Source organism: Actinosynnema sp. NPDC053489 (assembly GCF_044544865.1).
Lineage (GTDB): Bacteria > Actinomycetota > Actinomycetes > Mycobacteriales > Pseudonocardiaceae > Actinosynnema.
In genome coordinates this window covers 569843-593209 of sequence record NZ_JBITXT010000001.1, presented here as the reverse complement: position 1 = coordinate 593209, position 23367 = coordinate 569843, and the positions used below count along the sequence as shown (strand labels likewise).

Genomic DNA, 23367 nt, shown 5'->3' with positions numbered 1-23367 from the left:
GGCGGTGTGGCGGTGGAGGTGGACGAGGGCGGGGCGTTGGTGCTGTGGTGCCTGATGCTGCCGGAGTTGCGGCGGGCCGCGGCGGCCGGCGGGTGGGCGGACCGGCTCGAGCGGACCGCGACGAGGGTGCGTGAGGGCGGATCGGCGCTGGACGCGTGCCGCCGGTTCGACCTGATCCCCGACGGGCTCGGCGAGGACGGGATCGGTGACGGCGGGATCGGCGACGGTGGGATCGGTGACGGCGGGGTGCGGGGCATCGAACCGACCGGTCCGGCGAACGCCTACCCCGATCCGCGCGGCCCGCGGTCGCCGGCGGTGGGCCGGGGCTCGTACCGCTGCCCGCGTGGCCGGTGCGGGCGTCGGGATCACCGCGACGACGAAGGTCGACCGCCGGTGTGCGCGTTGTTCGACGACGAGCCGATGCTGCCCGGCGGGTCGCCGCGGTGAACCCGTTCCTGCAGTCGTTGGGGGGCAAGCTCGCGGAGCGGTGGGTGACCACGCTCGTGCTGCCGGGTGCGTTGTTCGTGGCGGCGGTGGTGTGCGCGGTGCGGTTGGGCCACCGGCGGGCGTTGGACGTCGTGCGGGTGGGCAACGAGGTGGTGGCGGCGTTCCCGCGGTTGCCGGTGGCGGTTGTGGTGGTGGGGTTGTTGCTGGGGGCGGCGGCCGCGGCGTTCGTGGCGCAGGCGTTGGGCGGGGTGGCGCAGGCGGTGTGGGTCCGGCCGTGGCGCGGTCCGGCGGGGTGGGTGGGTCGGCCGGTGGTGGCGGTGCGCCGGTGGTGGTTCGACCGGGTGGCGGCTCGGGCGGGGGTGGACCCGGTGCCGGTCTACCGGCCGCAGCGGGTGACGTGGATCGGTGAGCGGTTCCGGCTGCTCGACTCGCGGGTCGCGGCTCAGTACCAGGGGTTGCGGTTGGGACCGTTGTGGCCGCGGTTGTGGTTGTTGGTGCCGGAGTCGGCGCGGTTGCCGGTGCAGGGGGCGGAGGTCCGGTTCCAGGGTGCTGCCACGGTGTTCGGTTGGGGGGTGCTGTACCTGGCGCTGGGTTGCCGGTGGTACCCGGCGGCGGTGGTCGGGCTCGGGGTGGCGGTGGTGGGGTGGCATCGGGCGCGTGGTGCCGCCCGTGCGGTGACCGACCTGATCGAAGCGACCGTCGACACGCACTTGGACGTGTTGACGACGGCCCTGGGCCAACCCCTGCCCCCGACGGGCCTCACCCCGGACCTGGCCGCCCGGCTGAACGACCGCTTCGCCAAGGGCGGATGACCTACCCCTTGAGTGATTCGAGACCAACTGCACTAGTGATCGGGACAGTGCATTTCCCAACGCACCCTCCCCGACCTACGCCCCACGTGGTCGCGGTTCGATCAGATCCATCGCGATCACAACCGGGATCTTGCAATTAACCGAGGACGGATGCAGTGATGACAGGTCTCGTGCGTTCGGGTCGAGGCCGGTGCGATCGAACCGGCACCGATGCGCTTGTTCCTGGGGAGGTGCGTTAACTCCTGGGCGATTGCGGCGGGCCGGGCAGACGCGCTTCTCGACGACAGGTTCGGTCAGCCGGGCTGGTACGGCCGGCCGGGTTGGATGCCGGGTCGGATGCGGGGTCGACCGGGCACGTATGAGCAGCAGGCGAGTGCGGTTGGTCCGGCCAGTGCGATCGGTCCGGCGAGCGTGATCCATACCCGCGTCAGATGGGAACCAGCCGCCGGGCGGCTGCGGCCGGCAGGGTGAGTGCGGTTGGCCAGGTGACTGCGACTGGCGAGTGGATGCGGCTGACCAGGCGAATGCAGCCGACAGGGTGAATGCGCCCAGCCAGGCGACCGCGGCCAGCGGGGCGACTGCGGCTGGCCAGATGGGTGCGGCCGGCGGGGCGACCGCAGCCAGTCAGTTAAGTGCGGCTGGCGGGGCGACCGCGGCCAGCCAGGTGGGTGCGGCGGGCGGGGTGCATGCGGCTAGGCGGGTCCGGCGGGCTGAGCGGGTCCGGTCGGGTCCGGCCGACAGGGCAGGTCCAGCCGGCAGGGCAGGTCTGGGCAGTCCCGCCGACAGGGCAGGACCGGCCGGGTGCGGTCAGCCGGAAGTGGGATGCGGTCGGCCGGGTGGAAGGGTGGTGGCGTTCGGGTGGCCGAAGTCGATCGTGGGGTGGGGCGTTGCGGCACGGTGGTGAGGTGTCGGCCCGTCGGGCGCTCCCGCCGCCGGTTGGTAGCCTCAGTCCCCGTCCGCCCACCCCGCGTTGGAGACCGTGAACCCCATGCTTGACCGCGCCGTGATCGACGCCCTGTTCCCCGCCGACCTGCCCGAGCCGGCGCACTGGGAACAGCGCTACCCGGCCCGGCAGCTCCCCGAGGGAGCCGAGGTCACCCGGTTCGGCCCCTCGCCGACCGGGTTCGTGCACATCGGCGGCATCTACGCGGCGATGATCGATCGTGACGTGGCCCACCGCAGCGGTGGCGCGTACGTGCTCCGGGTCGAGGACACGGACCAGGCCCGGGAGGTCGAGGGGGCGGCCGCCCAGTTCAACAACGCCTTCGCCTACTTCGGCCTGCCCGCCGACGAGCACGACGAGGTCGGCGACTACGGGCCGTACTACCAGTCCCGCCGCGAGGCCATCTACCTGACCTACGTGCGCGAGCTGCTCCGCGAGGGCAAGGCGTACCTCTGCTTCGCCACCCCCGAGGAACTGGCCGACATCCGCGCCCGCCAGGACGCCACGAAGATGCCCCCCGGCTACTACGCGGGCTGGGCGCTGTGGCGCGACCGCGACCCCGCCGAGGTCCAGGCGAAGTTGGACGAGGGCGCGCCGTACGTCGTCCGGTTCCGCTCCCCCGGCGTCGAGGCCCGTGCCCGGTTCCACGACGTGATCCGCGGCGACCTGGAGCACGAGGACAACCGCAACGACGTCGTCATCCTCAAGTCCTCCGCGAACGACGTCCGCCTGCCGACCTACCACTTCGCGCACGCCGTGGACGACCACCTGATGCGCACCACCCTGGTGATCCGCGCGGAGGAGTGGATCTCGTCGGTCCCGCTGCACCTGCAGCTGTTCGCGGCGCTCGGGTTCGAGGCTCCCCGCTACGCCCACATCGCCCCGCTGATGAAGCAGATCCCCGGCGGCAAGCGGAAGCTGTCCAAGCGCAAGGACCCCGAGGCGTCGGTCGACTTCTACATCGAGCAGGGCTTCCCGGCCGAGGCGGTGCTGTACTACCTGCGCGGCCTGGCCAACGGCCGGCTCGCCGACGCGCCGCTGGCCGAGGCGCTCGACGCGCCCATCCGGCTGTCCGAGTGCGGTGTGGCCGGGCCGCTGGTCGACCTGGTCAAGCTGGAGGACATCTCCGCCGACCACATCGCCACCCTGTCCGGCGAGCAGATCCTCGTCGCCGTGCGGGCCTGGGCCGTCGCCCACGACCCGGAGCTGGTGCCGGTCCTCGACGCCCGCCGCGACCTGGCGCTGGCCGCGCTGGCGGTGGAGCGGGGCGCGGACGTCCCGAACCCGCGCAAGGACCTGCGCAAGTGGTCCGGGTTCCGCGAGGCGTACGGGTTCTTCTTCCCGGAGCTGTTCACGCCCCGCGACGTGACCGCCGAGCCGTTCGCGCAGCTCGGCGTGGCACCGGAGCTGGTGCGGGCGTTCGCGGCCGACTTCGCCGAGAACTACCGGCCGCTCGCGGACTCCGGCGAGTGGTTCGACCAGATCCGGGACCTGGCCGCCAAGCACGGGTTCGCGCCCAAGCCGAAGGACCTCAAGCAGAACCCGGACGCCTACCCGGCGGGCGGCTCGATCCGCGAGGCGTCGCAGATCATCCGCATCGCCCTGACCGGCTCCACCCGCAGCCCCGACCTGCACGCCGTGGCCACGACCCTCGGCGTGGACGAGGTGCTGCGCCGGGTGCGCGCCGTCGCCGCCTGACGCCGACCACCGCAGCCCGACCACCGCAGGCCCCGCCCCGACCCCGCCACCGCGCGGAGGTCGGGGCGGGGCAGGGCACGGCTCACCCGACCGGGATGATCGCCTTCACCTCGAACGCCCCGTTCGGCCTCACCTCGATCACCGGCAGGCGACGCCCCACCGCGTTGCCGGTCGTGGCGTCGATCGTGAACGTCCCGCCCGCGCCCCGGACCTGGTTGCGCTCGCGGTCCGAGCGCTCCAGCTCCGCCCGCACGGCCTGCCGGGTCGGCAGCTCCCCCGGCCCGAGCCCGTTCCCCGACCGGCTGACGGCCTCCGACGCGGCGAGCATGGCGTCGTGCATCATCACGCCCCAGCCGTCGGCCAGGTCGGCGGGGTCGAAGCCGAGCCGCTGGAACCGCTCGGTCAGCGCGGTGAACTCGGTGATCCCCATCTCGCGGGCCGCGTCGGGGTCCACGTGGGGCGTGTAGAGGATCGCCAGGTCCGGTTGGTCGTCGCGGGGTCGCAGGTCCGGCCGGGTGCGCAGCATCGACGCGTCCGAACCGGTCACCAGCGTGATGTTGCGGTCACGGGCGCAGCCCCGCTGCCGCAGGTTCGTGATCAGGTCGTCCAGCAGCACGGCCCGCCCCGCGTACAGCACGGTGTCCGGGGCGCCGTCGCCGCACAGGTCGCGCATGATCTCCCGGAACTGGGTGTCCAGCGACGCCTCGGTGTCGAACCGGCTCTCCACGGTGATCGCCAACGACCCGCCCGCCGCCGCGGCCTTGAACTCCTTGTAGAGCGTCGAGGTGTACAGGTCGTCCTCGTTGACGTCGTAGACCAGCATCGCCCGGTTCACGCCCTGCGTCGCGAGGTAGGACGACAGCACCCCGATCTGGTTGCCGGTGGTGGAGCTGACCCGGGTGAACCCCTTCAGGTAGCGGGCGGGCTCGCCGCCCTGGGCCGGTTGCTCGACGTTGAAGCCCGTGGCGGTGATCACGGACGCGACCATGGGGATGTCGGCCGCCGAGAGCGCCCGCGCGGTCTGCCGCGTGTTGGTCGTGCTCTGGCCGACGCCGATCACGCCGACCAGCCGCTGCTCGTCGGTCAGGTCGACGAGCTGGTCGACCACCCGCCGCCACTCCTGCTGCGTGCTGCCGGGGTTGGCGAGCAGCAACCGCAACTTCGGCGAGCGCCTGCCCTCGTTCGCGGCGAGCTGGGCGACGTGGGCGCCTTCCAACTGCGCCCGGACCCGCTGCCACGTCACGCTGCCCACGTCGGTCGGCAGCAACGGGGTCAGCACCGCGACGGTGACGTGCGGCTGCCCCTCGACCGCCCGGTTCTCCTCCAGGATGCGCCGCTGCACGTCGGCCAGCCGGTCGTCGAACACGTAGGAGCCGTCGGTCACGCCGACGCACTCGCCACCGTGCTCGGACACGCCCTCGCCGCACCGGGTGAACAGGGTGACCCCGGCGACGGTCGCCGCGGCGACGACCAGCGCCAGCACCAGGCCGAGCGCCACGAGCCGGCGACGCCTGCGGCGCAGCGCGCGCTTCGGCGTGGGCGGCACGAAGTCGTCGCGCCCGGGCGGGCCGTCGAGGGCCTGCCGCCGGGTGGCGCGCACGCGCGTGGGCGTGCCGCCCTCCTCCGCCCGGCTCTCCAGCTTCGCGGCGGCCCGCAGGAAGTCGTTGCGGGCGACACCGGGCTGCTGGGCGAGCGTCTTGAGGTCCCACGCGGCACTGCCGTACAGGTCGGCGCGGTCGGCGGTGGACAGCGGGTCGTTGGCGACCCACAGCGCGGCCACGACGCGGGCCAGCGTGCGGCCCGGCTCCGTGGTGATGCCCGTGCCGCCCACCGCCGCCAGCACCCGCGCGGGGTCGGACTCGTCGGTCATCAGGTCGTTCGGCGCGGCGGTGACGGCGTCCAGCTCGGCGAACCACGCCCGCGTGTCGGACAGCAGCGACTCCAGCCGGCCCACCACCGCGTCGACGTCGCGCAACGCCAGGGCGTGGTAGTAGCGGTCGGCTCGGCGGCCGTGGTCGCGCAGCCACGCGTGCACGGCGGTCCACCGCGCCGGGGTGGCGGCCAGCCGGCGCAGCAGCAGGTGCCGCAGGGCGGGCAGCATCACGGCCCGGCCCGTCGCGGGGTCGCGGACCTGCAACACCACCGGCACGAGCCCGGCCCCGCCGCGCGGTGCCGGCACCAGGCCGCTGCGGGCCAGTTCGTCGGCCTGCTCCACGTCCCGCGCGGCCGAGCACGCCTCCAGCACCGACAGGGCGGCGTCGGTCGGTGAGCCCAGCAGGGCGCGCAGCAGGCGTTCCTCGACGGTGACCGGGTCCTTGTCGACCGGTCCGCGCCACCGCGCGGCGAGCAGTCGCCTGACCGGCACGGGTGCGCCGGTGTTGTCGCCGATCGCCTTGACGACCACCGCCGTCGCCGCCGGGTGGCCCGCCGTGAAGCGGTACACCTCCGCGGCCGCGGCGCGGCGGGCGTTGAGCCGCGCCCCCGCGACCTCGGCCACCAGGTCCTTGACCTCGTCGGGGCTCAGGTCGCGCAACGCCACCGGGTAGGAGTCGCTGTCGTAGTCGCCCTGCCGCCGTTCCAGGTAGTCGTCGTAGCCCGCCTCCTCGGCGTACGGGATCTCCTGGTCGGGCGCGAGCTGCCGGGCCACGCCGCCCGCGCTGGTGGCGACCGCGGTCAGCGGGTCGGGCTCGCCCCGGCGGGCGTCGGCCAGCGCCCGGTACAGCAGCCGGCCCGGTCCGGTGTCGATGTCGTCGAGCAGCAGCACGCAGTTCAACGACCACGTGCGCGCGCCGCGACCGGTGGCGAACGCGGCGCGCAGGTCGGCCAGGAACGCCGCCCACAGCAGCTCGGTGGCCTCCTTGCGGTCGGCCTCGCTCGCGTCGTCGCGGGTGAGCAGGTTCAACCGCACCAGCTCGTCGTAGGCCTGGTTGCCCGTGCCGTACCACTCCAGGCCCTCGCCCAGCACGACCCGCCGACCGCCCCGCCACGAGACCAGGCCGTTCAGGATGAGGTGGGGCGCGTACCGGGCGGCCGTGGTCACGCCCGGCAGGCCGCCCACGCCGGGGACCGCGCCGGCCACGTCCTGGGCCAGGTCGTCGAGGAACGTGCGCAACTGGTCGACGTGCCGCGCGTTCTCCAGCGCCTCCCGGATCCGCAGCCGGGCGGCCGGGCCCGGCGTGTCGATCTGCGCGGCGATCGCGACCTGCGCGGTGACGAAGCGCGGGAACGGGATGGAGCGGTAGCCGGCGGCGTTGCGGTTGAGGTCGAAGACCAGCAGCGACAGCACTTCCCACGCGGTGGTGGCCTTCAGCTCGCCGCAGTCGACGCGGGCGTAGGGCGTGTTGCCGCGCAGGCGCTGCTCCAACGCGTCCAGCAGCGTGGTCTTCCCGCACCCCTTCGGGCCGGTGAAGACCAGGACGGGCGCACGGCGGGTGACCGGGTAGCCGTCGGGCTCCGGCCGGGTGGCGAACTCGCGCACCAGCGCGATGGCCTCGTTCCTGCCGTGCAGGCGTAACGCGTCTTCGGACATCCGGGACCCCCACGAGCGAGCGGTACCGCCAGGATCACCCCACCGCGCACCCGTTGTCACGGCATCGGCCGGGTTTCGACCGTTCGGCGCGGGGGACGCCGACGACGCCCCCCGCGTCCGCTCAGACCCTCGTGAGCTGGAATTGCTGGTTCTGCCCGCCGTTGCACGGGTACTGCTTGAACTGGAGGTTGTCCTGGGAGCTGCCGGGCAGGTCCAGGCACTTGCCGGAGTGCCGCGCGACCAGCCGGTTGTAGCCGGAGCCGACGTCGACCACCGACCACTGCTGGTTCTGCCCGGAGCCGCAGCTCCACTGCACCACGGCCGCGCCGTCGGCGGTACTGGCGTCGCTCACGTCCAGGCACTTGCCCGAGTGCCGGGCCACGAGCTGGTAGTAGCCGCCGCCCGCGGCCTGGAGCCGGAACTGCTGGTTGCCACCGCTGCCGCAGGGGTACTGCATCAGCGCCGCGCCGTCGGCCCCGCTCGCGTTGGCCACGTCGAGGCACTTGCCGGAGTGCCGCACGGTGATCCGGTTGTAGGGCAGGGAGACCGCGCCGAGGGTGCCGGTGGCCGTGTCGATGACGACCTGGTCGGCGTTGGACAGGCTCATCGACGTGCCGCTGGGGAACGCGATGGGCAGCCAGACGTAGCTCGAGTCGCCGACGGGCGCGTTCCACGCGCCGGCCCAACGGTCGCCCAGGTAGAGGTAGGACGTCGTCTGCGTGCCCTGGATCGGCAGCACGTACGCGGGCTGCGAGCGGAACGTGGTGGAGTCGCCGACGTTCTGCATGCCGCTCCAAGGCCCGGACACGCTGGTGGCGGTGGCGTACTTGGCCTGGTTCGGCGACCAGCCCGTCGCGCCGGAGGTGAGCATGAAGTAGACCCCGTTGCGCTTGAACAGCGCCGGCGCCTCGCGGTGCCCGCCCGGCCACGGGTTGCCCACCAGTTGCGCGATGCCGCGGTAGTCGGCGGTGAGGCGGTAGATGTGCAGGTCGTAGTTCTCCCGCGCGGCGGAGATCATGTACGCGGTGCCGTCGTCGTCCTTGAACAGCGTGATGTCGCGGGACATGTGGCCCAGCGGTCGGAAGCTGCCCTGGTAGGTGTAGTTGCCGTCCACAGTGGACGAGTACGCGACGGCGGCGCGCGCCTCGCCGTAGTTCTGGCCGTTCTCCCAGTGCATCCACATGACGTACTGGCCCGTGGCGGCGTTGTAGACGACCTTGGGGCGCTCCACCCAGGAGGTGCGCAGCTCGGCGTGGCTGTTCTGGGTCAGGACGTTGTTGCGGAACTCCCAGGTCTTCAGGTCCGTCGACCGGTAGACCGACACGGCGCGGAACAGGTTGTCGGGGTAGCGGTTCTCGCCGAACCAGTAGTAGTAGCTCCCGACCTTGATCACGCCACCGCCGTGCGCCTGGACGAGGTTGCCGCTCGTGTCGGTGAACTGCACGCCCACGTCGACGGTGACCGGCGCGGCCTGCGCCGTGCCGCCGGGCAGCAGCACGGCTGCCAGCCCGACGACCGCGGCGGCCAGCGCCGCGCGCCACCGCCTCGGAGACAAGCGGGACATCTGGACTCCTTTGTCCGGCCCACGACGGGGAGGGACCAGCGGCCGACGTGGGCCTGGCCGGCGCGCTGGCACGTCCGTTCGCTGCGCCCGGCCGCGGCGGATCGGCCGACTCGAGACCGCACGTTCGGCGGAAGCCTGCCGCTCGCCGGTGCGGTGACCCGTCATGTTTGCGCTAACATGGCGTGGCCGAGCCAGTGTGTGAGGCCGTCGCGGCACGTGTCAAGGGGGTCGGCGCCCGACCGCTCCCCCTGCGTCAGAAGGTGGCGATCGGGTTGACCGGGCTGCCCGACGTGCCGGCGAAGCGGACCGGCGCGACCGCGAGCTGGAAGTCCCACCGGCCCAGTTCGGCGGCCGTCGCGGCGCACGCCTCCAGGTCGCAGTTGTCCAGCAGCCACAACCCCATCGCCACGAGACCCACGGCGTGGACCGGCATCAACACGCCCGGGTACCCCGACGGCTGGACGTCCTGCGGGGTGTCGGCGCCGATCAGCGCGACCTGCCGCTCGTGCAACCACGGCAGGCAGGACGCGTGCCAGCCGGCCTGCGCGACACCGCCGGACGGACCGCGCGAGTGCCGGACGCGGCCGTGGCCGGTGCGCAGGAGCACCGCGTCACCGGCGCCCACCCGCACGCCCTGGCGGCGCTCGGCCTCCTCCAGGTCCTCGGGGAACACGCCCTGCCCCGGTTCCAGCCACGGCACGCCGCGCGCCGCCGCGACGTCCAGCAGGACGCCCCGCGTGACGATCCCGTTCGCCGCGGCCGTCACCGCCGCCCACGCCGACCCGGTCGCGGGGTCGACCACCGAGTGCGGCCGCCCGTTGTACGTCGTGCCGTCCCAGAACAGGTGGCACGGCGAGTCGACGTGGGTGACCGTGTTGCCGTGGAACGTGATCCCGAGCCGCTCGGTGGCGAAGCCCCAGCGCCGGTCCTCGTGGAACCCGGCCGCGGGCACGTTCTCGGCACCCGGCATGTCGGCGGCGCACGGGCACGTCGTGGTCGACCGCTCCATGTCCTCCGGCACGGCGACCTCCCACGCGCACGACACGCTCCGGCCGCGGCGCACGGCCCGTGCCGCGGCCAGCCGCACGTCGTCGGTGATGTGGTTCAGGGTCCCGAGCTGGTCGTCGTCACCCCAGCGCCCCCAGTTCGACAGGGTGTCGAAGTACCCGAGCACGTCGTCCAGCGTGGGCATCGGTCGCGTCATCCAGCATCGACTCCTCCGGTCGGAGGGGAGGGTACGGCACCCCGGGGGTCTCACCAGGGACCGCGCCAGTCCGGTCGCGGCGCGCGGCCGAGGAGTTCCGCTCCTCGTCCTCTGCCGCCGCTGGACACCAAGTCCCGGCAGGCCACGCGGTCGTCGGGCAGGCGGGCCGGGAAGTGGTCGGCGCAGCGTCGGGAACGCGGGCTCGCCCGCGTGGCGTGGCCGAGGGCGAACCCGTGGATCGCCCACGCCCGGCCGCGAGCCCGGCAGGAGCCGTCCTCGTGGCCCTGCCCGGTCGCGTCGCGCAAGGGCTCACCGGTCTCCGCGTCCCGGTGGGAGGTGTGGAACCACCGCCCGGCGCCGACCGCGACGCGATCACGCCGCCGTGCGGGCGGACCAGCTCCGGCGGGTGCCGGGCTGCCGGAGCGGGTACTCGCGGAGAGACGGTGTTTGCGCGAACAACAAGCGGGAGGCCCCGGTTATAGTGACGGCGCGCCACCGGCGGTGAGGGGAGGTCCCGACGTGACGACCGGGTCCACGTCCGGGACGCCCCGGCAGCCGGCCGCCCGGCGCGCTCCCGCCCGTCGGGTGTCCATGGCCGACGTCGCCCGGCTGGCCGGGGTGTCGGCGCAGACGGTGTCGCGGGTGTCCAACGGGCACCCCGGCGTCGTCGGGTCCACGCGCGAGCAGGTGCTGGACGCCATGCGCCGCCTGGGTTACCGGCCCAACAGCGCCGCCCGGGCGCTGAAGTACGGCGAGTTCCGCACGATCGGCGTCATCCTGTTCACGCTCTCCACGGTCGGCAACAGCCGCACGCTGGAGGCCATAGTGGACCACGCGGCGCACGAGGGTTACGCGATCACGCTGATCCCCGTGGCCGTGCCGACGCAGGACGGCGTGCTCGGCGCGTTCACCCGGCTCGGCGAGCTGGCCGTCGACGCGGTGATCGTCATCATGGAGGTCCACCTCCTCGACGCCGCCACGGTGACCCTGCCGCTGGGCATCCCGGCCGTGGTCGTGGACTCCACCGGCGGTGACCGCTACGCGGTCGTGGACACCGACCAGGCCGACGGCGCCCGCCAGGCCGTCCGCCACCTGCTCGACCTGGGCCACCGCACGGTCTGGCACGTCGCCGGCCCCGCGGACTCCTACGCCGCCGAGGGCCGGGCGCGGGCGTGGCGGGCGGCGCTGACCGAGGCGGGCCTGCCCGTGCCGCCGATGCCTCGCGGCGACTGGTCGGCCGACTCGGGGTACCGGGCTGGGTTGGAGCTGGCCGGGGAACCGGGCTGCACGGCGGTGTTCGCGGCGAACGACCAGATGGCGCTGGGGCTGCTGCGGGCGTTCCACGAGGAGGGCCGGGTCGTGCCGCGTGACGTGAGCGTGGTCGGCTTCGACGACATCCCCGACGCCACGTCCTTCATCCCGCCCCTGACCACGGTGCACCAGGACTTCACCGAGGTGGGCCGCCGCTGCGTGGAGCGCGTGCTGCGGCAGGTGCACCACCGGCGCACCGAGGCCGGCACCACGCTCGTCCCGACCCGCCTGGTGGTGCGCGGGAGCACCGCGCCGCCTGCCGTCTGAGCTGCTCGGAGGCAGTCCACAGAGGACCGGCTTGCGCCCGTGCCCGGCGGGTGGCTATGCTGGGCTCGTCTCGTGGCGGTAGGTGGCTCGGCCCCACCCACGAATCCCTTCACCGATCACCGGCTCGGACGTGGCCCTGCGCGGCCTTCCCCGAGCGGGTTCCACCATTCCCACGCTCAGGGAGAATCCTGATGAACCACAACGAGAACCGGCTCGTGTCCGGTGTCCTCGACCTCGTGGACCACCGCGCGGTGCTGCGCGTCGACGGCTGCCTGCCCGGCCCGGACGACGTGCCCGTGCCGTCGCGGCTGGTGTCCGAGCACGGGCTGCGGCGCGGCGACGAGGTCCACGGCCGGGTGGCACCGCCGCCCCGCGACGGCAAACCGCCGTCGCTGGTCACCGTCGAGGCCGTCAACGGCGCGCACCCGCGCCACTCCCGGGCCCGGCCGGCGTTCGCCGACCTCGTGCCCACCCACCCGCGCGAGCGGCTGCGGCTGGAGACCGAGCCGCACGAGCTGACCACGCGGGTGGTCGACCTGCTGATGCCGATCGGCAAGGGGCAGCGGGCGCTCGTCGTCGCGCCACCCAAGGCGGGCAAGACGACCGTGCTGCGGTCGATCGCGCACGGCATCGCCAAGAACCACCCGGAGTGCCACCTGATGCTCGTGCTGGTCGGCGAACGCCCCGAGGAGGTCACCGACCTGGCGCGCGCCGTGCCGGCCGAGGTGGTCGCCGCGACGTTCGACCACGCGCCGCGCGACCACACCGCGCTCGCCGAGCTGGCCGTCGAACGCGCCAAGCGCCTGGTCGAGCTGGGCCGGGACGTGGTCGTGCTGCTGGACTCCGCGACCCGCCTGGGCCGGGCCTACAACCTCGCCGCGCCCGCGTCGGGGCGCACCCTGTCCGGCGGCGTGGACGCGGCCTCCCTGACCGCGCCCAAGCGGTTCCTGGGTGCGGCGCGCAACGTGGACGGCGGCGGTTCCCTGACCGTCATCGCCACCGCCCTGGTCGACACGGGCTCCGCGGGCGACGCGCTGCTGTTCGAGGAGTACAAGGGCACCGGCAACGCCGAACTGCGCCTGGACCGCCGCACGGCCGCCCGTCGCACCTACCCCGCCGTCGACGTCCACCAGTCGGGCACGCGTCGCGACGACCTCCTGCTGACGCCCGGGGAGGCCGCCGCGACCCGGTTGCTGCGCCGTGCGCTGGCGGGCAAGGAGGACGCGATCGACGTGCTGCTGGACGGCCTGCGCAAGACCCGGGACAACGCGGAGTTCCTCACCCGCCTGACCGCCACCACCCCGCGCTGACCCCCGACATCGGCATCAGCGGTGTTGTGCACGTTCTTAACCTCTGTTCCTCTCGCGAGGCTTGAGGCATCCGCCCGGTCGCGCTTTCATGGTGTGCACGCTCACAGTCGCCGCCGAAGACCTCGATCGAAGGAGATCGGATGTCCGGACCGCACCGGGTGGCCACGGCCGCCCTCGCCCTGGCGACCGCCGCGCTGCCGCTGACCACGCTCACCCCCGCCGTCTCCGCCGCCGGGACGCTGAGCATGCTCGGCGCCGACGTCTCGACCGCCCAACGCGCCCTCGACCTCGGCGCGAGGTACTACGACGCGTCCGGCACCGCGCACGACCCGCTCGACATCCTCAAGGGCGTCGGCGTGAACTACGTCCGCCTGCGCGTCTGGAACAACCCGCGCAGCGGGTACAACAACAAGGACAAGGTGCTCCGGTACGCCAGGGCGGTGAAGGCCCGGGGCCTCAAGCTGCTGGTCGACTTCCACTACTCCGACACCTGGGCCGACCCCGGCAAGCAGGCCAAGCCCGCCGCCTGGGCCACCCACGGCATCGACCGGCTCCAGACCGACCTCTACAACCACACCTACGACGTCTGCGCCGGCCTCAAGGCCCAGGGCACGGCACCGGACAGCGTCCAGATCGGCAACGAGATCAACACCGGCATGCTGTGGAACGACGGCAAGGTCGTCGACAACGACTTCACCAACCTCAGCCTGCTGCTCAAAGCCGGCTACAACGCCGCCAAGGCGTGCGACGGCGCCACCAAGGTCATGATCCACACGGCGAACGCCGACAGCCTCGACCACGCCCGCTGGTTCTACGACGGCATCCGGGCCAAGGGCGTGTCGTGGGACATCACCGCGCTCTCGTACTACTGCACGTGGCACGGCACGTTGAGCAACCTCTACAACGTCATCGCGGACGTGCGCTCCCGCTACGGCAAGGACGTCGTGGTCGCCGAGACGGCCTACCCCTTCACCGCCGGCAACGCCGACGGCACGGGCAACTCCATCACCACCGGCTGCTCGGGCTACCCGCTGACGTGGCAGGGCCAGGCGACCAACTTCACCCACGTCCAGAACACCGCCCGCAACGCCGGCGCGATCGGCGTCTTCTACTGGGAGCCGACCTGGACGGCCGTCCCCGGCAACGGCTGGGACCCGGCCGACATCGCCAACAGCGGCAACGGCTGGGACAACATGGCGGTCTTCGACTGGTCCGGCCGGCTCAACCCGAACGTCCGCTGGACCCCCTGACGCGCCGCGGGCGGGACCCTCACCCCGGTGGTCCCGCCCGGCGCAGCAGCCGACGCCCCCACACCACGCCGACCACCGCCAGCACCAGCCAGCCCACCGCCGCCGCCACCGAACGCGGTGAGCCGGGGTCCAGGGCGGCGTCGCCCAGGGTCGCCGCCAGGGCCGTGGTCGGGACCAGGCCCAGCGCCGTGCCGGTGGCGAACGCGGCCGGTGCGACGGAGGTGACGCCCGCGCCGTAGTTCGACACCGCGAACGGGACGACCGGCAGCAGGCGCAGGACCACGGTGGCGGCCAGGCCGTCGCGCTCGAACACCGCGTCCAGCACCCGCAACCGGCCCGAGCCGAGCCACCGCGCCACGGACCGCCGACCGAGCAGCCGGGCGACGAGGAACGCGACCACCGCACCGGCGGTGAAGCCGGCCACGGCGACCACCAGCCCCGGCAGCACCCCGAACAGCAGGCCGGACGCCGTGGCCAGCACCGGTTTCGGGAAGAACGCCGCCGTGCCCACCGCGCACACCGCGAAGAACACCACCGGCGCGGCCACGCCGTGACCGGCGACCCACGCGCGGAGACCGGCCACGTCGGGCAGGTCGAGGACCGCGGCCGCGACGGCGAGCGCCGCGACCACGACGACCAGGAGGAGCAGCCGCACCGGTCCCCCGGTCAGAGGTAGCCGAACAGCGGCGGGAAGAGCAGCACCACGACCCACGCCCACACCGCGTACACCGGGAGGTAGGCGGTCTGCCAGCGCTCCAGCGCGGCGAACGGCCGGCGCCCGCGGACCAGCCCCAGCATCAGCCAGGCCGACCACGCGAGGTTGACCAGCAGCACGACGTTCTCGCCCAGCGCCGCCGCCTTGTTGGGCGTGCTCCCGAACCCGCTGATGCGCCCGGCGATCGCCACCAGCACCAGCACGTCGATGACCAGCGCGCTGACCACCAGCGCCAGTTGCAGCCGGTCGAACACCCCGGGCGGGGCGAGCGGGTCGCGGGCCGAGGCCGAGTAGAGCAGCAGCCCCAGCACCACGACCAGCAGCAGGTCGAACAGGATCAACGCCTCCCGCTCCACGTCGATCCCGCGGCCGGCGACGCCGAAGGTCACCAGGAACGCCAGCAGCACGGCCGTGAACAACGGGGTGAACAGCCGCGTCAGCACCGGCGCGATGTTCTCGACCACGCTCTGCTTGGCCTCCACGAGCCACCCGGCCACCACCACCGCGGCCGCCGCGCCGCACGGCACCACCCACCGCGACAGCACGGTCTCCGGCGAGGTCCCGATCGCCTCGAACGTGCCGAACACGACGCCGACCAGCACCCCGCCGCCGAGCGCGATGAGGACGTAGTAGACGAACCACTCGCCGGTGAACCGGACGAAGTCCATGCGCCGCCGTGACGAGCGCGGGTCGTCGGACACGTAGGCCAGGCCGACCGCGAACCACAGCGCGATGGGCAGGTGGATGGCCGTCAGCACGATGGACTGCGAGTCCTCGCCGAGCGGGAAGGCGTTGGCCGCCGCGGCGCCGAGCGCGAACAGCGCCACCAGCACGCCGATCACCACCGCCCCGGCGCGTCGGCGCCACGCCAGGAAGGCCGCCAGCCAGGGCAGCGCGAACAGCGCCGCGTTGGGCGCGTAGAACGCGCCGTCGCGCTCCAGGGTCAGCCCGAACAGCTCCGGGACCTTCACCGAGACCGCCGCGCCGACCGCGCACCCGGCCAGCACGAGCAGGTCCCGCCGCGACCGGTCGCCCGCCACCGGCCCGTCGGTCAGCACGAGCTGCTTCCACAGCCGCTCGGAGTGCTCGCGGGCGAACTCGCGCGACAACTCGTCCAGGCCGCCCATCCGCTTGACCGCGACCAGGAACGCCTCGTCGTCGTGCAGGCCGACCGCGACCAGGTCGTCCACCGAACCCCGCAGGTGGTCCTCCAACTCGTCCACGTCGGCCTGCCGCAGCTCCCGACGCCGCTGCACGTAGTGGCGCCACTGGGCGAACTGCGCGTCCAACCCGTCCCGATCGCCGGTCACGCCAGTCCTCCCAACGACAGCGCCCGCCCGTCGGACCGGGGCCACACCTCGCGCAACGCACCCACCACGGTCTCCCACTGCCGGCGCTGCTCGGCCAGCTCGACCAACCCGCCGCGGGTGATCCGGTAGTACTTCCGCCGCCGCTCCCCCGCGACCGACTGCCAGCTCGACTCGACGTGCCCGAGGCGTTCCAGCCGGTGCAGCAACGGGTAGAGCAGCCCTTCGGTCCAGTCCAGCTCACCGGCGGACAGCTCGTTGATGCGCCGGAGGATCGCGTACCCGTAGCTCTCCTCCTCCGCGAGGATCCCCAGCACCATCGGCGTCGCCGAGGCGGCCACGAGGTCTTTGGCGACCTTCACCCGCACTCCCTCACCCTAGATGTTCAAGGCATAGTAGTTCTAGGTATCGAGTCGGAGCAAGGGCGGCGGAACGGACCATTCGGGACGCCGGGCGGCGGAACTCCGGCGGTCGGGGCCCGCAACCCGTTGACCGCACACCCGGAAGTGGGATTCTGGATCGATGCGGGGCAATTCCGGATCCTGGCCGGCCGACCGCTTCCGGTTGCTGCTGGTGGAGGACGACCGCGAGCTGGCGGAGTTGCTGGCCGCCGCGCTGCGCGCCGAGGGGTACGCGCTGGACGTGGCGGCGGACGGGCAGCGCGGCCTGCACCTGGGCCTCACCCGGCCCTACGACGTGGTGGTCATCGACCGCGGGCTGCCCGCCCTCGACGGGTTGGACCTGCTGGTGCGGCTGCGCGCGAACTCGGTGCGGGCGGGCGCGTTGATCCTCACCGCGAGGGGCTCGGTGCACGACCGGATCGACGGGCTCGACGCCGGCGCGGACGACTACCTGGTCAAGCCGTTCGACCTGGACGAGCTGAGCGCGCGGCTGCGGGCGCTGTGCCGGCGCGCGGTGGAACTGGCCTCCGTGCTGCGGATCGGCGCGGGCCACCTCGACCTCGGGCAGCGGGAGGCGGTGCTGCCCGACGGCGCCCGCGTGCCGCTCACCACGCGGGAGTTCGGCCTGCTGCGCGTGCTGGCCGCCTACCCGGACACGGTGCACACGCGCGCGTCGTTGCGGCGCGTGGTGTTCCCGGACGCCTCCGCCACGTCCATTGTGGACACCTACGTCTACTACCTGCGGGCCAAGATCGACCGTTCGGTGGTGCACACGGTGCAGGGACTCGGATATCGCTTGGGGGCGTTGTGAGCCGTTCGTGGGCCGAGGCGGAACGCGCGGTGGTCCGCCGGGCGCGGCTGCGGATCAGCGTGCTGGTGGGGCTCGCGGTCACGGTGCTGGTCGCGTTCGTCGGCGGGATCGCCTACGTGGTGATGGTGCGGGCGCAGGACGCCCAGGTGACGCGCGACCTGCACTTCAACGCCCGGTTCGGCACGCCGTCGACGCCACCCGGCTGCACCTGGCTGTTCACGCTGGAGGACGGCGTGGTGGACGACGGCCCGCTGCGGGTCCCGCCCGGGTTCCCGCTGCACGACGACCTCTTCGCCGTGCGGGACTCGGGGCGGTCCGTCGAACGCGCGCTCGAGCTGAACGGCACCGAGTACCTGGTGCTGACCCGGCGCGGCGAGGACGGCCGGGTCGCGCAGGCGGTGTTCGACCTGCGCTACCAGCTCGCCGACCGCAGGCACCTCCTGCTGGCGCTGGGCGTCGCCGAGCTCGGCGGCCTGCTCGCCGCCACCGCGCTGGGGCTGGGCGTGGGCCGCCGCACCGTCGCACCGCTGGCCGAGGCGCTGGCCCGGCAGCGGCGCTTCGTCACGGACGCGAGCCACGAGCTGCGCACGCCGATCGCGCGGGCCTACACCAGGGCGCAGCTGCTCGCCCGGCTGGCCAAGGCCGCGGACCTGCCCGACGACCACCGCGACGGCCTGGACAAGCTCACCGGCACGATCCGCAGGCTCGGGGAGGTGGTGGACGACCTGCTGCTGTCGGCGCGGCTGAGCAGGCAGGCCGAGGGCGTGCCGGTGGACCTCGCCGCGGTCGCGGAGGCCGCGGTGGCCGAGCACGACGACCCGAGGCTCGTCCGCGCCGTCGACCGCCCGCCCGGCCCGCTGGTCGTGATCGGCGTGGCGACCGCCCTGCGCCGGGCGGTGGACGAGTTGCTGGCCAACGCCGTGCGCCACACCCCGGAGGGCGGCCGGGTCGAGGTCCGCCTCGCGCGTCGCGGCGGGCAGGTGGAGCTGGCGGTCACGGACAACGGCGAGGGCTTCGACCAGGTGGAGGCGGCCCGGCTGTTCGACCGCTTCCACCACGGGCCCGGCAACCCGGAGCGGCGCTTCGGCCTGGGCCTGGCCCTGCTGCGCGAGGTCGTGACCGGCCACGGCGGCACGGTGGAGGCCGTGGGGCACCCGGGTCTGGGTGCCACGTTCACCCTCCGCCTGCCGGCGGCCGGAGCGGTGGGCGACGAGGTCACCACCGGTCGGCGGTGAGGCCGAGCACCACCTCCGCCGCCACGCGGACGTCGCCGTCCAGCGGCCGGTCCGGGTCCACCGGGTCGATCGCGGCCGCCAGCGCGTCCACCAGGGCCGCGCAGCGGGGCGCGGTGGGCCGCCGCCCGCCCACGTGGACCGCCTGGCGCAGGCCCAGCGCCAACGACCCGCACAGCAGCTCGAGCAACCCCGCCGCGTCGTGGGCGCGCAGCGCCGCCTGCGTCCCGAACGGCACGACGTCCTGGTTGTGCAGGTTGGTGGGCAGGCTCTGCGTGCTGGCGGGCGCCGCCGCGCGGCGGATCTCCGCGACGAACGCCGTCGTGGCGAGCTGCACGCCCTGCAACCCGTGCTGCGCGCCCGGCCCCGCCGCCAGCATCGGCGGCAGGCCCGTGTTGCGCGCCGGGTCGACCAGCAGGTCGAGCTGCCGCTCCGCCAGGTTCCCCACCGACGCCGTCACCAGGGCGAGCACGTCCGCCGCGAACGCCGCCGGCTGCCCGAAGAAGTTGCCGCCGTGGGCCACCAGGTCGTCGTCCGGGAAGAACAGCGGGTTGTCGCTGACGCCTCCCAGGTCGGCCCGGACGACGCCGTCCACGTAGCGCAGCGCGTCCTCCGCCGCGCCGAGCAACTGCGGCGAGCACCGGATGCTGTACGGCTCCTGGAGGGCGCGCCCGCCGCTGGGGACGGTGCCGGACAGCGTCGCCCGCATCCGCTCGGCCACGTCGACCACCCCGGGGTGGCCGAACGCGGTGATCAGCCGGGTGCCGAGGAACGCCGGGTCGGCACCGAGCACGTCCACGAGCAGGCACGTCAGGTCCTGGACGGCCCGGTGGCAGGCGCGCACCCGGCCCAGCGCGAGGGCGGTGGCGGCCGTCGTGACCGACGTGCCGTTGACCAGCGCCAGCGCGTCGCGCCCGTCGAGGGTGAGCGGGGTCAGCCCGGCCCGGCGCAGGGCGTCGGCCGCGGGCATCCGCTCGCCGTCGACGTAGGCGTGCCCGCGGCCGCGCAGCGCCTGGGTCGCGTGGGCCAGCGGGATGAGGTCGCCGCTCGCGCCGACCGAGCCGTACCGCGGGATCGCCGGCACGAACGTGGTCGCGAACATCGCGGCGAGCCCGTCCACCACGTGCGCGGAGACGCCCGAGACGCCCCGGGCCAGCGACCACGTCCGCACCAGCAGCGCGGCGCGGGCGACGTCGGCGGGCAGGTCCGGCCCCTGGCCCGCGCCCAGGTGCGCGAGCGTGTTGTCCGCCTGGTCGGCCTCGGTCTCGCGGCCCGCGTAGCCGATGAGCGCGCCGAAGCCGGTCTTCGCGCCGTAGACGGGTCGTTCGTCGTCGGCGAGCACGGTCCGCAGGTGCTCGCGTCCGCGCTCGACCCGTTCCCGCACGGGCGGGCCGACGAGCACGGCCAGCGGCGCGGCCGCGCGGGCGAGGTGGTCGCCGGTCAGCGGCGCGTCGAGGTCCACGGTGGCATCGGTGATCACGCCACCGAACGTAAGCGGTCGATCTCAGAGAGTTCTGAGATCGGCTGCGTAGCTTCCTGGCTCATGGCGCACGACTACCTGATCATCGGGGCGGGACCGGCCGGCCTGCAGCTCGCCGCCCTGCTGGAGCGCGACGGCCGCGACTACGCCGTCCTGGAGCGGGGCAGCGGTCCGGGCACCTTCTTCACCCGGTACCCGCGGCACCGGACGTTGATCTCCATCAACAAGGTGCACAGCGGGTACGCCGACCCGGAGCAGCGGCTGCGGATGGACTGGAACTCGCTGCTGTCCGACGACCCCGACCTGCTGTTCACCCGCTACAGCGGCCGGTACTTCCCGGCCGCCGACGACCTGGTCCGCTACCTGGCCGACTTCGCGGCGGCCACCGGCGTGCGGGTGCACTACGGCACCGAGGTCACCCGCGTGTCCCGCGACGACGACGGGTTCGCGGTGCTCGACGGCACGGGGCGCACGTGGCGGGCCGCCCGGGTCGTCGTGGCCACGGGCGTGTCGCGGCTGCACGTGCCGCCGATCCCCGGCATCGAGCACGCCGAGCGCTACGACACCTTCGACACCGACCCGGAGTCGTTCACCGACCAGCGGGTGCTGGTGATCGGCAAGGGCAACTCCGGCTTCGAGACCGCCGACGCCCTGGTGGAGCACGCGGCGGTCATCCACGTGGCCGGGCCGCACTCGGTGCGGCTGGCGTGGCAGACGCACTACGTCGGGCACCTGCGCGCGGTGAACAACAACTTCCTCGACACCTACCAGCTCAAGTCCGAGAACTCCGTCCTCGACGGCACGGTGGAGCTGATCGAGCCCCGGCCCGGCGGCGGGTTCCGCGTCGTGTTCCGCTACGCCCGCACGGTCGAGGCGCTGCGGGAGCTGGAGTACGACCGGATCATCGCGTGCACCGGGTTCCGGTTCGACGCCTCGGTGTTCGACGACACGTGCCGCCCGGCGCTGGTGATCGACGACCGGTTCCCCGAGCAGACGCCCGCGTTCGAGTCCACCACCGTGCCCGGCCTGTACTTCGCGGGCACGCTCACCCAGCAGCGGGACTTCAAGAAGTCCACCAACGGGTTCATCCACGGCTTCCGCTACGGCGTGCGCGCCCTGCACCGCATCCTCGCCGCGCGCCACCACGGCGTCCCGTGGCCCTCGACCGCGCTGGAGCCGTCGCCGGAGGCGATCAGCGACGCGATCGTGGCCCGGGTGAACCGGTCCTCGGCGCTGTGGCAGCAGTTCGCGGTGCTGGGCGACGTGGTCACGGTCACCGACGACGCGGCCCGGTACCAGGAGGAGGTGCCGGTGGCCTACCTGGCCGCCGGCGGCCTCGGCCCGGCCGCGCACCGGTTCGTCGTGACGCTGGAGTACGGGCCCGACCACGACACCGTCGACCCGTTCGACATCACCGTGCCGCGCGTGGCGGAGAACGACGCGGCCAACGCGCACGACGCGAGCTACCTGCACCCGGTGGTGCGGCACTACCGCGACGGCGCGCTCACCGCGACGCACCACCTGGCCGAGAACCTGGAGAACCACTGGGACCTGCCCGCGGTGCACCAGCAGCCGTTGGCGGCGTTCGTGAAGGAGCGCCTTGCCGACGCGTGACCCCGAGCCGTTCCCGCGCCCGGTGCTCGACGTGCTCGACGCCGCCGCGGACCGGCCGGTGCTCGAACACGGCCCGCGCGAGGTGACCGGCGCGGAGCTGCTCGACCTGGTGGCCCGGGCCGCGACCGGGTTGCGGCGCGCGGGCCTCGGCCCCGGTGCCGGCGTCGCGCTCCGGCTCGGCGTCACCCCCGAGGCGTTCGCGGTGGTCCTGGCCGCGCACGCGGTGGGGACGCGGGTGGTGGGCGTGCCGCCCGGGCCCGTCGACGACCGGGCGCGCCACCTGCTCGGGCTCGACCGCGCCGTCGCGGTCACCGACTCGGACGACCCCGGCGCGCTGACCGTCGCCTCGCTGCTCGGGTCGCCCGCCGAGGACCTGCGCTGCGAGGGCAGGCCGGGTGACGTCGCCCGCCTGATCCGCACCAGCGGCAGCACCGGCACGCCCAAGGGGTGCGCGCAGACCTACGCCGCGATGACGGCCGCCTGGACCGCGCGACCGCACGCCTGGCCGCCCGCGGTCCGCGAGCTGGCGACCCGGCTGGGGCGCTACCTGCTGTTCGGGTCGCTGACGAGCCAGGTGATGTTCGAGTACACCGTGCTCGCCATCGCCGCGGGCGGTGTCGCCGTGGTCACCGGGCGGCCCGCGCTGCCCGACGCGATCACCCGCCACCGGGCCACGGCGAGCGTGGTCACCGTGCCGAAGCTGGCGAAGCTCGTCGCCGCCCAGCGCCGCGACCCGGCCGACCTGTCGACGCTGCGGGCGCTGCTGGTGTCCGGGTCGCCGCTGTCGCCCGACCGCCACCGCGAGGCGCTCGACGTGCTCGGGCCGGTCGTGTTCCACGGCTACGGCCAGTCGGAGACGGGCACGATCTCGCTGGCGACCCCCGACGACCCGCCCGGCACGGTGGGCGTGCCGCCGCCCGCGGTGCGCGTCGAGGTCCGCGGCCCGGACGGCGCGCCGCTGCCGCCGGGGGTCGACGGCGAGCTGTTCGTCCGCACCCCGGCGCAGGCCGGCGCGTACTGGGGCGACCTGGCCGGGTCGGCGGAGGTGTTCGTCGGCGGCTGGGTGCGCACCCGCGACCTGGGCCACCTCGACGCCGGCGGTCGCCTGCGGCTGACCGGCCGGACCCGGGACGTGGTCATCGTCAACGCCACCCTGCACCACGCGGGCCCGATCGAGCGGGTCATCGCCGAGCACCCGGACGTCGCCGAGGCGTACGTGGTCGCGGTGCCCGACGAGGACACCGGCGAAGCGGTGCACGCGTTCGTGGTGCCGCACGGGGACCGCACACCCGACCTGGCGGACCTGCGCGCGCTCGTGACCGCCCGGTTGGGTCCGGCGTGCGCGCCGGTCCGCGTCACCGCGATCGCGGAACCGCCGCTCGCGCCGAGCGGCAAGCCGGACAAGCGGCTGCTGCCCGCGACCCACCCCCTCTTGCCACCACGCTCCCTGACGTGAGGAGAAAGCCCCGTGC

At 73.9% G+C, this 23367-nt stretch carries 18 protein-coding genes; 10 read left to right on the top strand and 8 right to left on the bottom strand.

The genetic code is table 11. The features are described 5' to 3' along the window. Positions 1-6: 6 nt before the first annotated feature. The 3 genes from ACIGNX_RS02190 to ACIGNX_RS02180 all read left to right on the top strand — a co-directional run bounded on the left by ACIGNX_RS02190 (position 7) and on the right by ACIGNX_RS02180 (position 3900). Positions 7-447, top strand: coding sequence for a hypothetical protein (locus ACIGNX_RS02190; protein WP_396535365.1), 441 nt, complete (start codon positions 7-9; stop codon positions 445-447). Further along, a complete protein-coding gene (locus tag ACIGNX_RS02185) occupies positions 444-1259 on the top strand; it encodes a hypothetical protein (RefSeq protein WP_396535363.1) in 816 nt (271 codons plus the stop codon). Before ACIGNX_RS02190 ends, ACIGNX_RS02185 begins: the two co-directional genes overlap by 4 nt. 988 nt (positions 1260-2247) lie before the next feature. Beyond that, positions 2248-3900: a glutamate--tRNA ligase gene (locus tag ACIGNX_RS02180; protein ID WP_396535361.1), complete on the top strand. Its 1653-nt coding sequence runs from the start codon at positions 2248-2250 to the stop codon at positions 3898-3900. 82 nt (positions 3901-3982) lie between these two features. Here ACIGNX_RS02180 and ACIGNX_RS02175 read toward each other — a convergent pair whose 3' ends face one another. From ACIGNX_RS02175 to ACIGNX_RS02160, 4 genes are all read right to left on the bottom strand, one after another. Next, positions 3983-7429, bottom strand: coding sequence for a hypothetical protein (locus tag ACIGNX_RS02175; RefSeq protein WP_396535359.1), 3447 nt, complete (start codon positions 7427-7429; stop codon positions 3983-3985). 121 nt (positions 7430-7550) lie between these two features. Further along, the gene (locus ACIGNX_RS02170) at positions 7551-8993 is read right to left on the bottom strand and encodes an RICIN domain-containing protein (protein ID WP_396535357.1); all 1443 of its coding nucleotides are present in this window, start codon (positions 8991-8993) and stop codon (positions 7551-7553) included. Between the two features lie 253 nt (positions 8994-9246). Beyond that, positions 9247-10197 carry a cyclase family protein gene (locus tag ACIGNX_RS02165; protein ID WP_396535355.1) on the bottom strand — a complete coding sequence of 317 codons (951 nt, stop codon included), beginning with the start codon at positions 10195-10197 and terminating at the stop codon, positions 9247-9249. A 50-nt stretch (positions 10198-10247) separates the two neighbouring features. Next, positions 10248-10502 (bottom strand): hypothetical protein, encoded by a 255-nt coding sequence (locus ACIGNX_RS02160; RefSeq protein WP_396535353.1) that lies wholly within the window; start codon positions 10500-10502, stop codon positions 10248-10250. A 286-nt stretch (positions 10503-10788) separates the two neighbouring features. Between ACIGNX_RS02160 and ACIGNX_RS02155 the strand changes: the two genes are divergently transcribed. From ACIGNX_RS02155 to ACIGNX_RS02145, 3 genes are all read left to right on the top strand, one after another. Then, positions 10789-11775 (top strand): LacI family DNA-binding transcriptional regulator, encoded by a 987-nt coding sequence (locus tag ACIGNX_RS02155; RefSeq protein WP_396535652.1) that lies wholly within the window; start codon positions 10789-10791, stop codon positions 11773-11775. 191 nt (positions 11776-11966) lie between these two features. Then, the gene (locus ACIGNX_RS02150) at positions 11967-13085 is read left to right on the top strand and encodes a transcription termination factor Rho, short form (RefSeq protein ID WP_396535351.1); all 1119 of its coding nucleotides are present in this window, start codon (positions 11967-11969) and stop codon (positions 13083-13085) included. A gap of 140 nt (positions 13086-13225) precedes the next feature. Beyond that, positions 13226-14335 (top strand): arabinogalactan endo-beta-1,4-galactanase, encoded by a 1110-nt coding sequence (locus ACIGNX_RS02145; protein ID WP_396535349.1) that lies wholly within the window; start codon positions 13226-13228, stop codon positions 14333-14335. A gap of 19 nt (positions 14336-14354) precedes the next feature. Here the strand turns inward: ACIGNX_RS02145 and ACIGNX_RS02140 are convergent, their stop codons facing one another. From ACIGNX_RS02140 to ACIGNX_RS02130, 3 genes are read right to left on the bottom strand one after another with little or no spacing between them, the layout of a single operon-like run. Next, entirely contained in the window at positions 14355-14990 is a 636-nt protein-coding gene (locus ACIGNX_RS02140; protein WP_396535347.1) for a TVP38/TMEM64 family protein, read from the bottom strand. A gap of 11 nt (positions 14991-15001) precedes the next feature. After that, positions 15002-16360, bottom strand: coding sequence for a permease prefix domain 1-containing protein (locus ACIGNX_RS02135; RefSeq protein WP_396535345.1), 1359 nt, complete (start codon positions 16358-16360; stop codon positions 15002-15004). Continuing rightward, positions 16357-16719 (bottom strand): PadR family transcriptional regulator, encoded by a 363-nt coding sequence (locus ACIGNX_RS02130; protein WP_396535343.1) that lies wholly within the window; start codon positions 16717-16719, stop codon positions 16357-16359. Before ACIGNX_RS02130 ends, ACIGNX_RS02135 begins: the two co-directional genes overlap by 4 nt. Positions 16720-16879: 160 nt before the next feature. Between ACIGNX_RS02130 and ACIGNX_RS02125 the strand changes: the two genes are divergently transcribed. Continuing rightward, entirely contained in the window at positions 16880-17569 is a 690-nt protein-coding gene (locus tag ACIGNX_RS02125) for a response regulator transcription factor (protein WP_396535341.1), read from the top strand. Further along, entirely contained in the window at positions 17566-18804 is a 1239-nt protein-coding gene (locus ACIGNX_RS02120; RefSeq protein WP_396535339.1) for a sensor histidine kinase, read from the top strand. The genes ACIGNX_RS02125 and ACIGNX_RS02120 overlap by 4 nt, the downstream gene beginning before the upstream one ends. Here ACIGNX_RS02120 and ACIGNX_RS02115 read toward each other — a convergent pair. After that, entirely contained in the window at positions 18785-20281 is a 1497-nt protein-coding gene (locus tag ACIGNX_RS02115; RefSeq protein ID WP_396535337.1) for an aromatic amino acid ammonia-lyase, read from the bottom strand. The two genes, ACIGNX_RS02120 and ACIGNX_RS02115, sit on opposite strands and share 20 nt — an antisense overlap. Positions 20282-20344: 63 nt before the next feature. Here ACIGNX_RS02115 and ACIGNX_RS02110 point away from each other — a divergent pair, with 63 nt between their 5' ends. Both ACIGNX_RS02110 and ACIGNX_RS02105 read left to right on the top strand, forming a co-directional pair. Beyond that, positions 20345-21895 (top strand): FAD-dependent oxidoreductase, encoded by a 1551-nt coding sequence (locus ACIGNX_RS02110; protein WP_396535335.1) that lies wholly within the window; start codon positions 20345-20347, stop codon positions 21893-21895. Then, the gene (locus ACIGNX_RS02105) at positions 21882-23351 is read left to right on the top strand and encodes a class I adenylate-forming enzyme family protein (protein ID WP_396535333.1); all 1470 of its coding nucleotides are present in this window, start codon (positions 21882-21884) and stop codon (positions 23349-23351) included. The genes ACIGNX_RS02110 and ACIGNX_RS02105 overlap by 14 nt, the downstream gene beginning before the upstream one ends. Positions 23352-23367 lie beyond the last annotated feature (16 nt).

What these genes read in the sequence shown, in the direction of transcription:
- ACIGNX_RS02155 (WP_396535652.1), top strand. Translation starts at nt 10,789, where the DNA reads ATGGCCGACGTCGCCCGGCTGGCCGGGGTGTCGGCGCAGACGGTGTCG.
- ACIGNX_RS02170 (WP_396535357.1), bottom strand. Translation starts at nt 8,993, where the DNA reads ATGTCCCGCTTGTCTCCGAGGCGGTGGCGCGCGGCGCTGGCCGCCGCG.
- ACIGNX_RS02180 (WP_396535361.1), top strand. Translation starts at nt 2,248, where the DNA reads ATGCTTGACCGCGCCGTGATCGACGCCCTGTTCCCCGCCGACCTGCCC.
- ACIGNX_RS02165 (WP_396535355.1), bottom strand. Translation starts at nt 10,197, where the DNA reads ATGACGCGACCGATGCCCACGCTGGACGACGTGCTCGGGTACTTCGAC.
- ACIGNX_RS02125 (WP_396535341.1), top strand. Translation starts at nt 16,880, where the DNA reads ATGCGGGGCAATTCCGGATCCTGGCCGGCCGACCGCTTCCGGTTGCTG.
- ACIGNX_RS02110 (WP_396535335.1), top strand. Translation starts at nt 20,345, where the DNA reads ATGGCGCACGACTACCTGATCATCGGGGCGGGACCGGCCGGCCTGCAG.
- ACIGNX_RS02150 (WP_396535351.1), top strand. Translation starts at nt 11,967, where the DNA reads ATGAACCACAACGAGAACCGGCTCGTGTCCGGTGTCCTCGACCTCGTG.
- ACIGNX_RS02175 (WP_396535359.1), bottom strand. Translation starts at nt 7,429, where the DNA reads ATGTCCGAAGACGCGTTACGCCTGCACGGCAGGAACGAGGCCATCGCG.
- ACIGNX_RS02145 (WP_396535349.1), top strand. Translation starts at nt 13,226, where the DNA reads ATGTCCGGACCGCACCGGGTGGCCACGGCCGCCCTCGCCCTGGCGACC.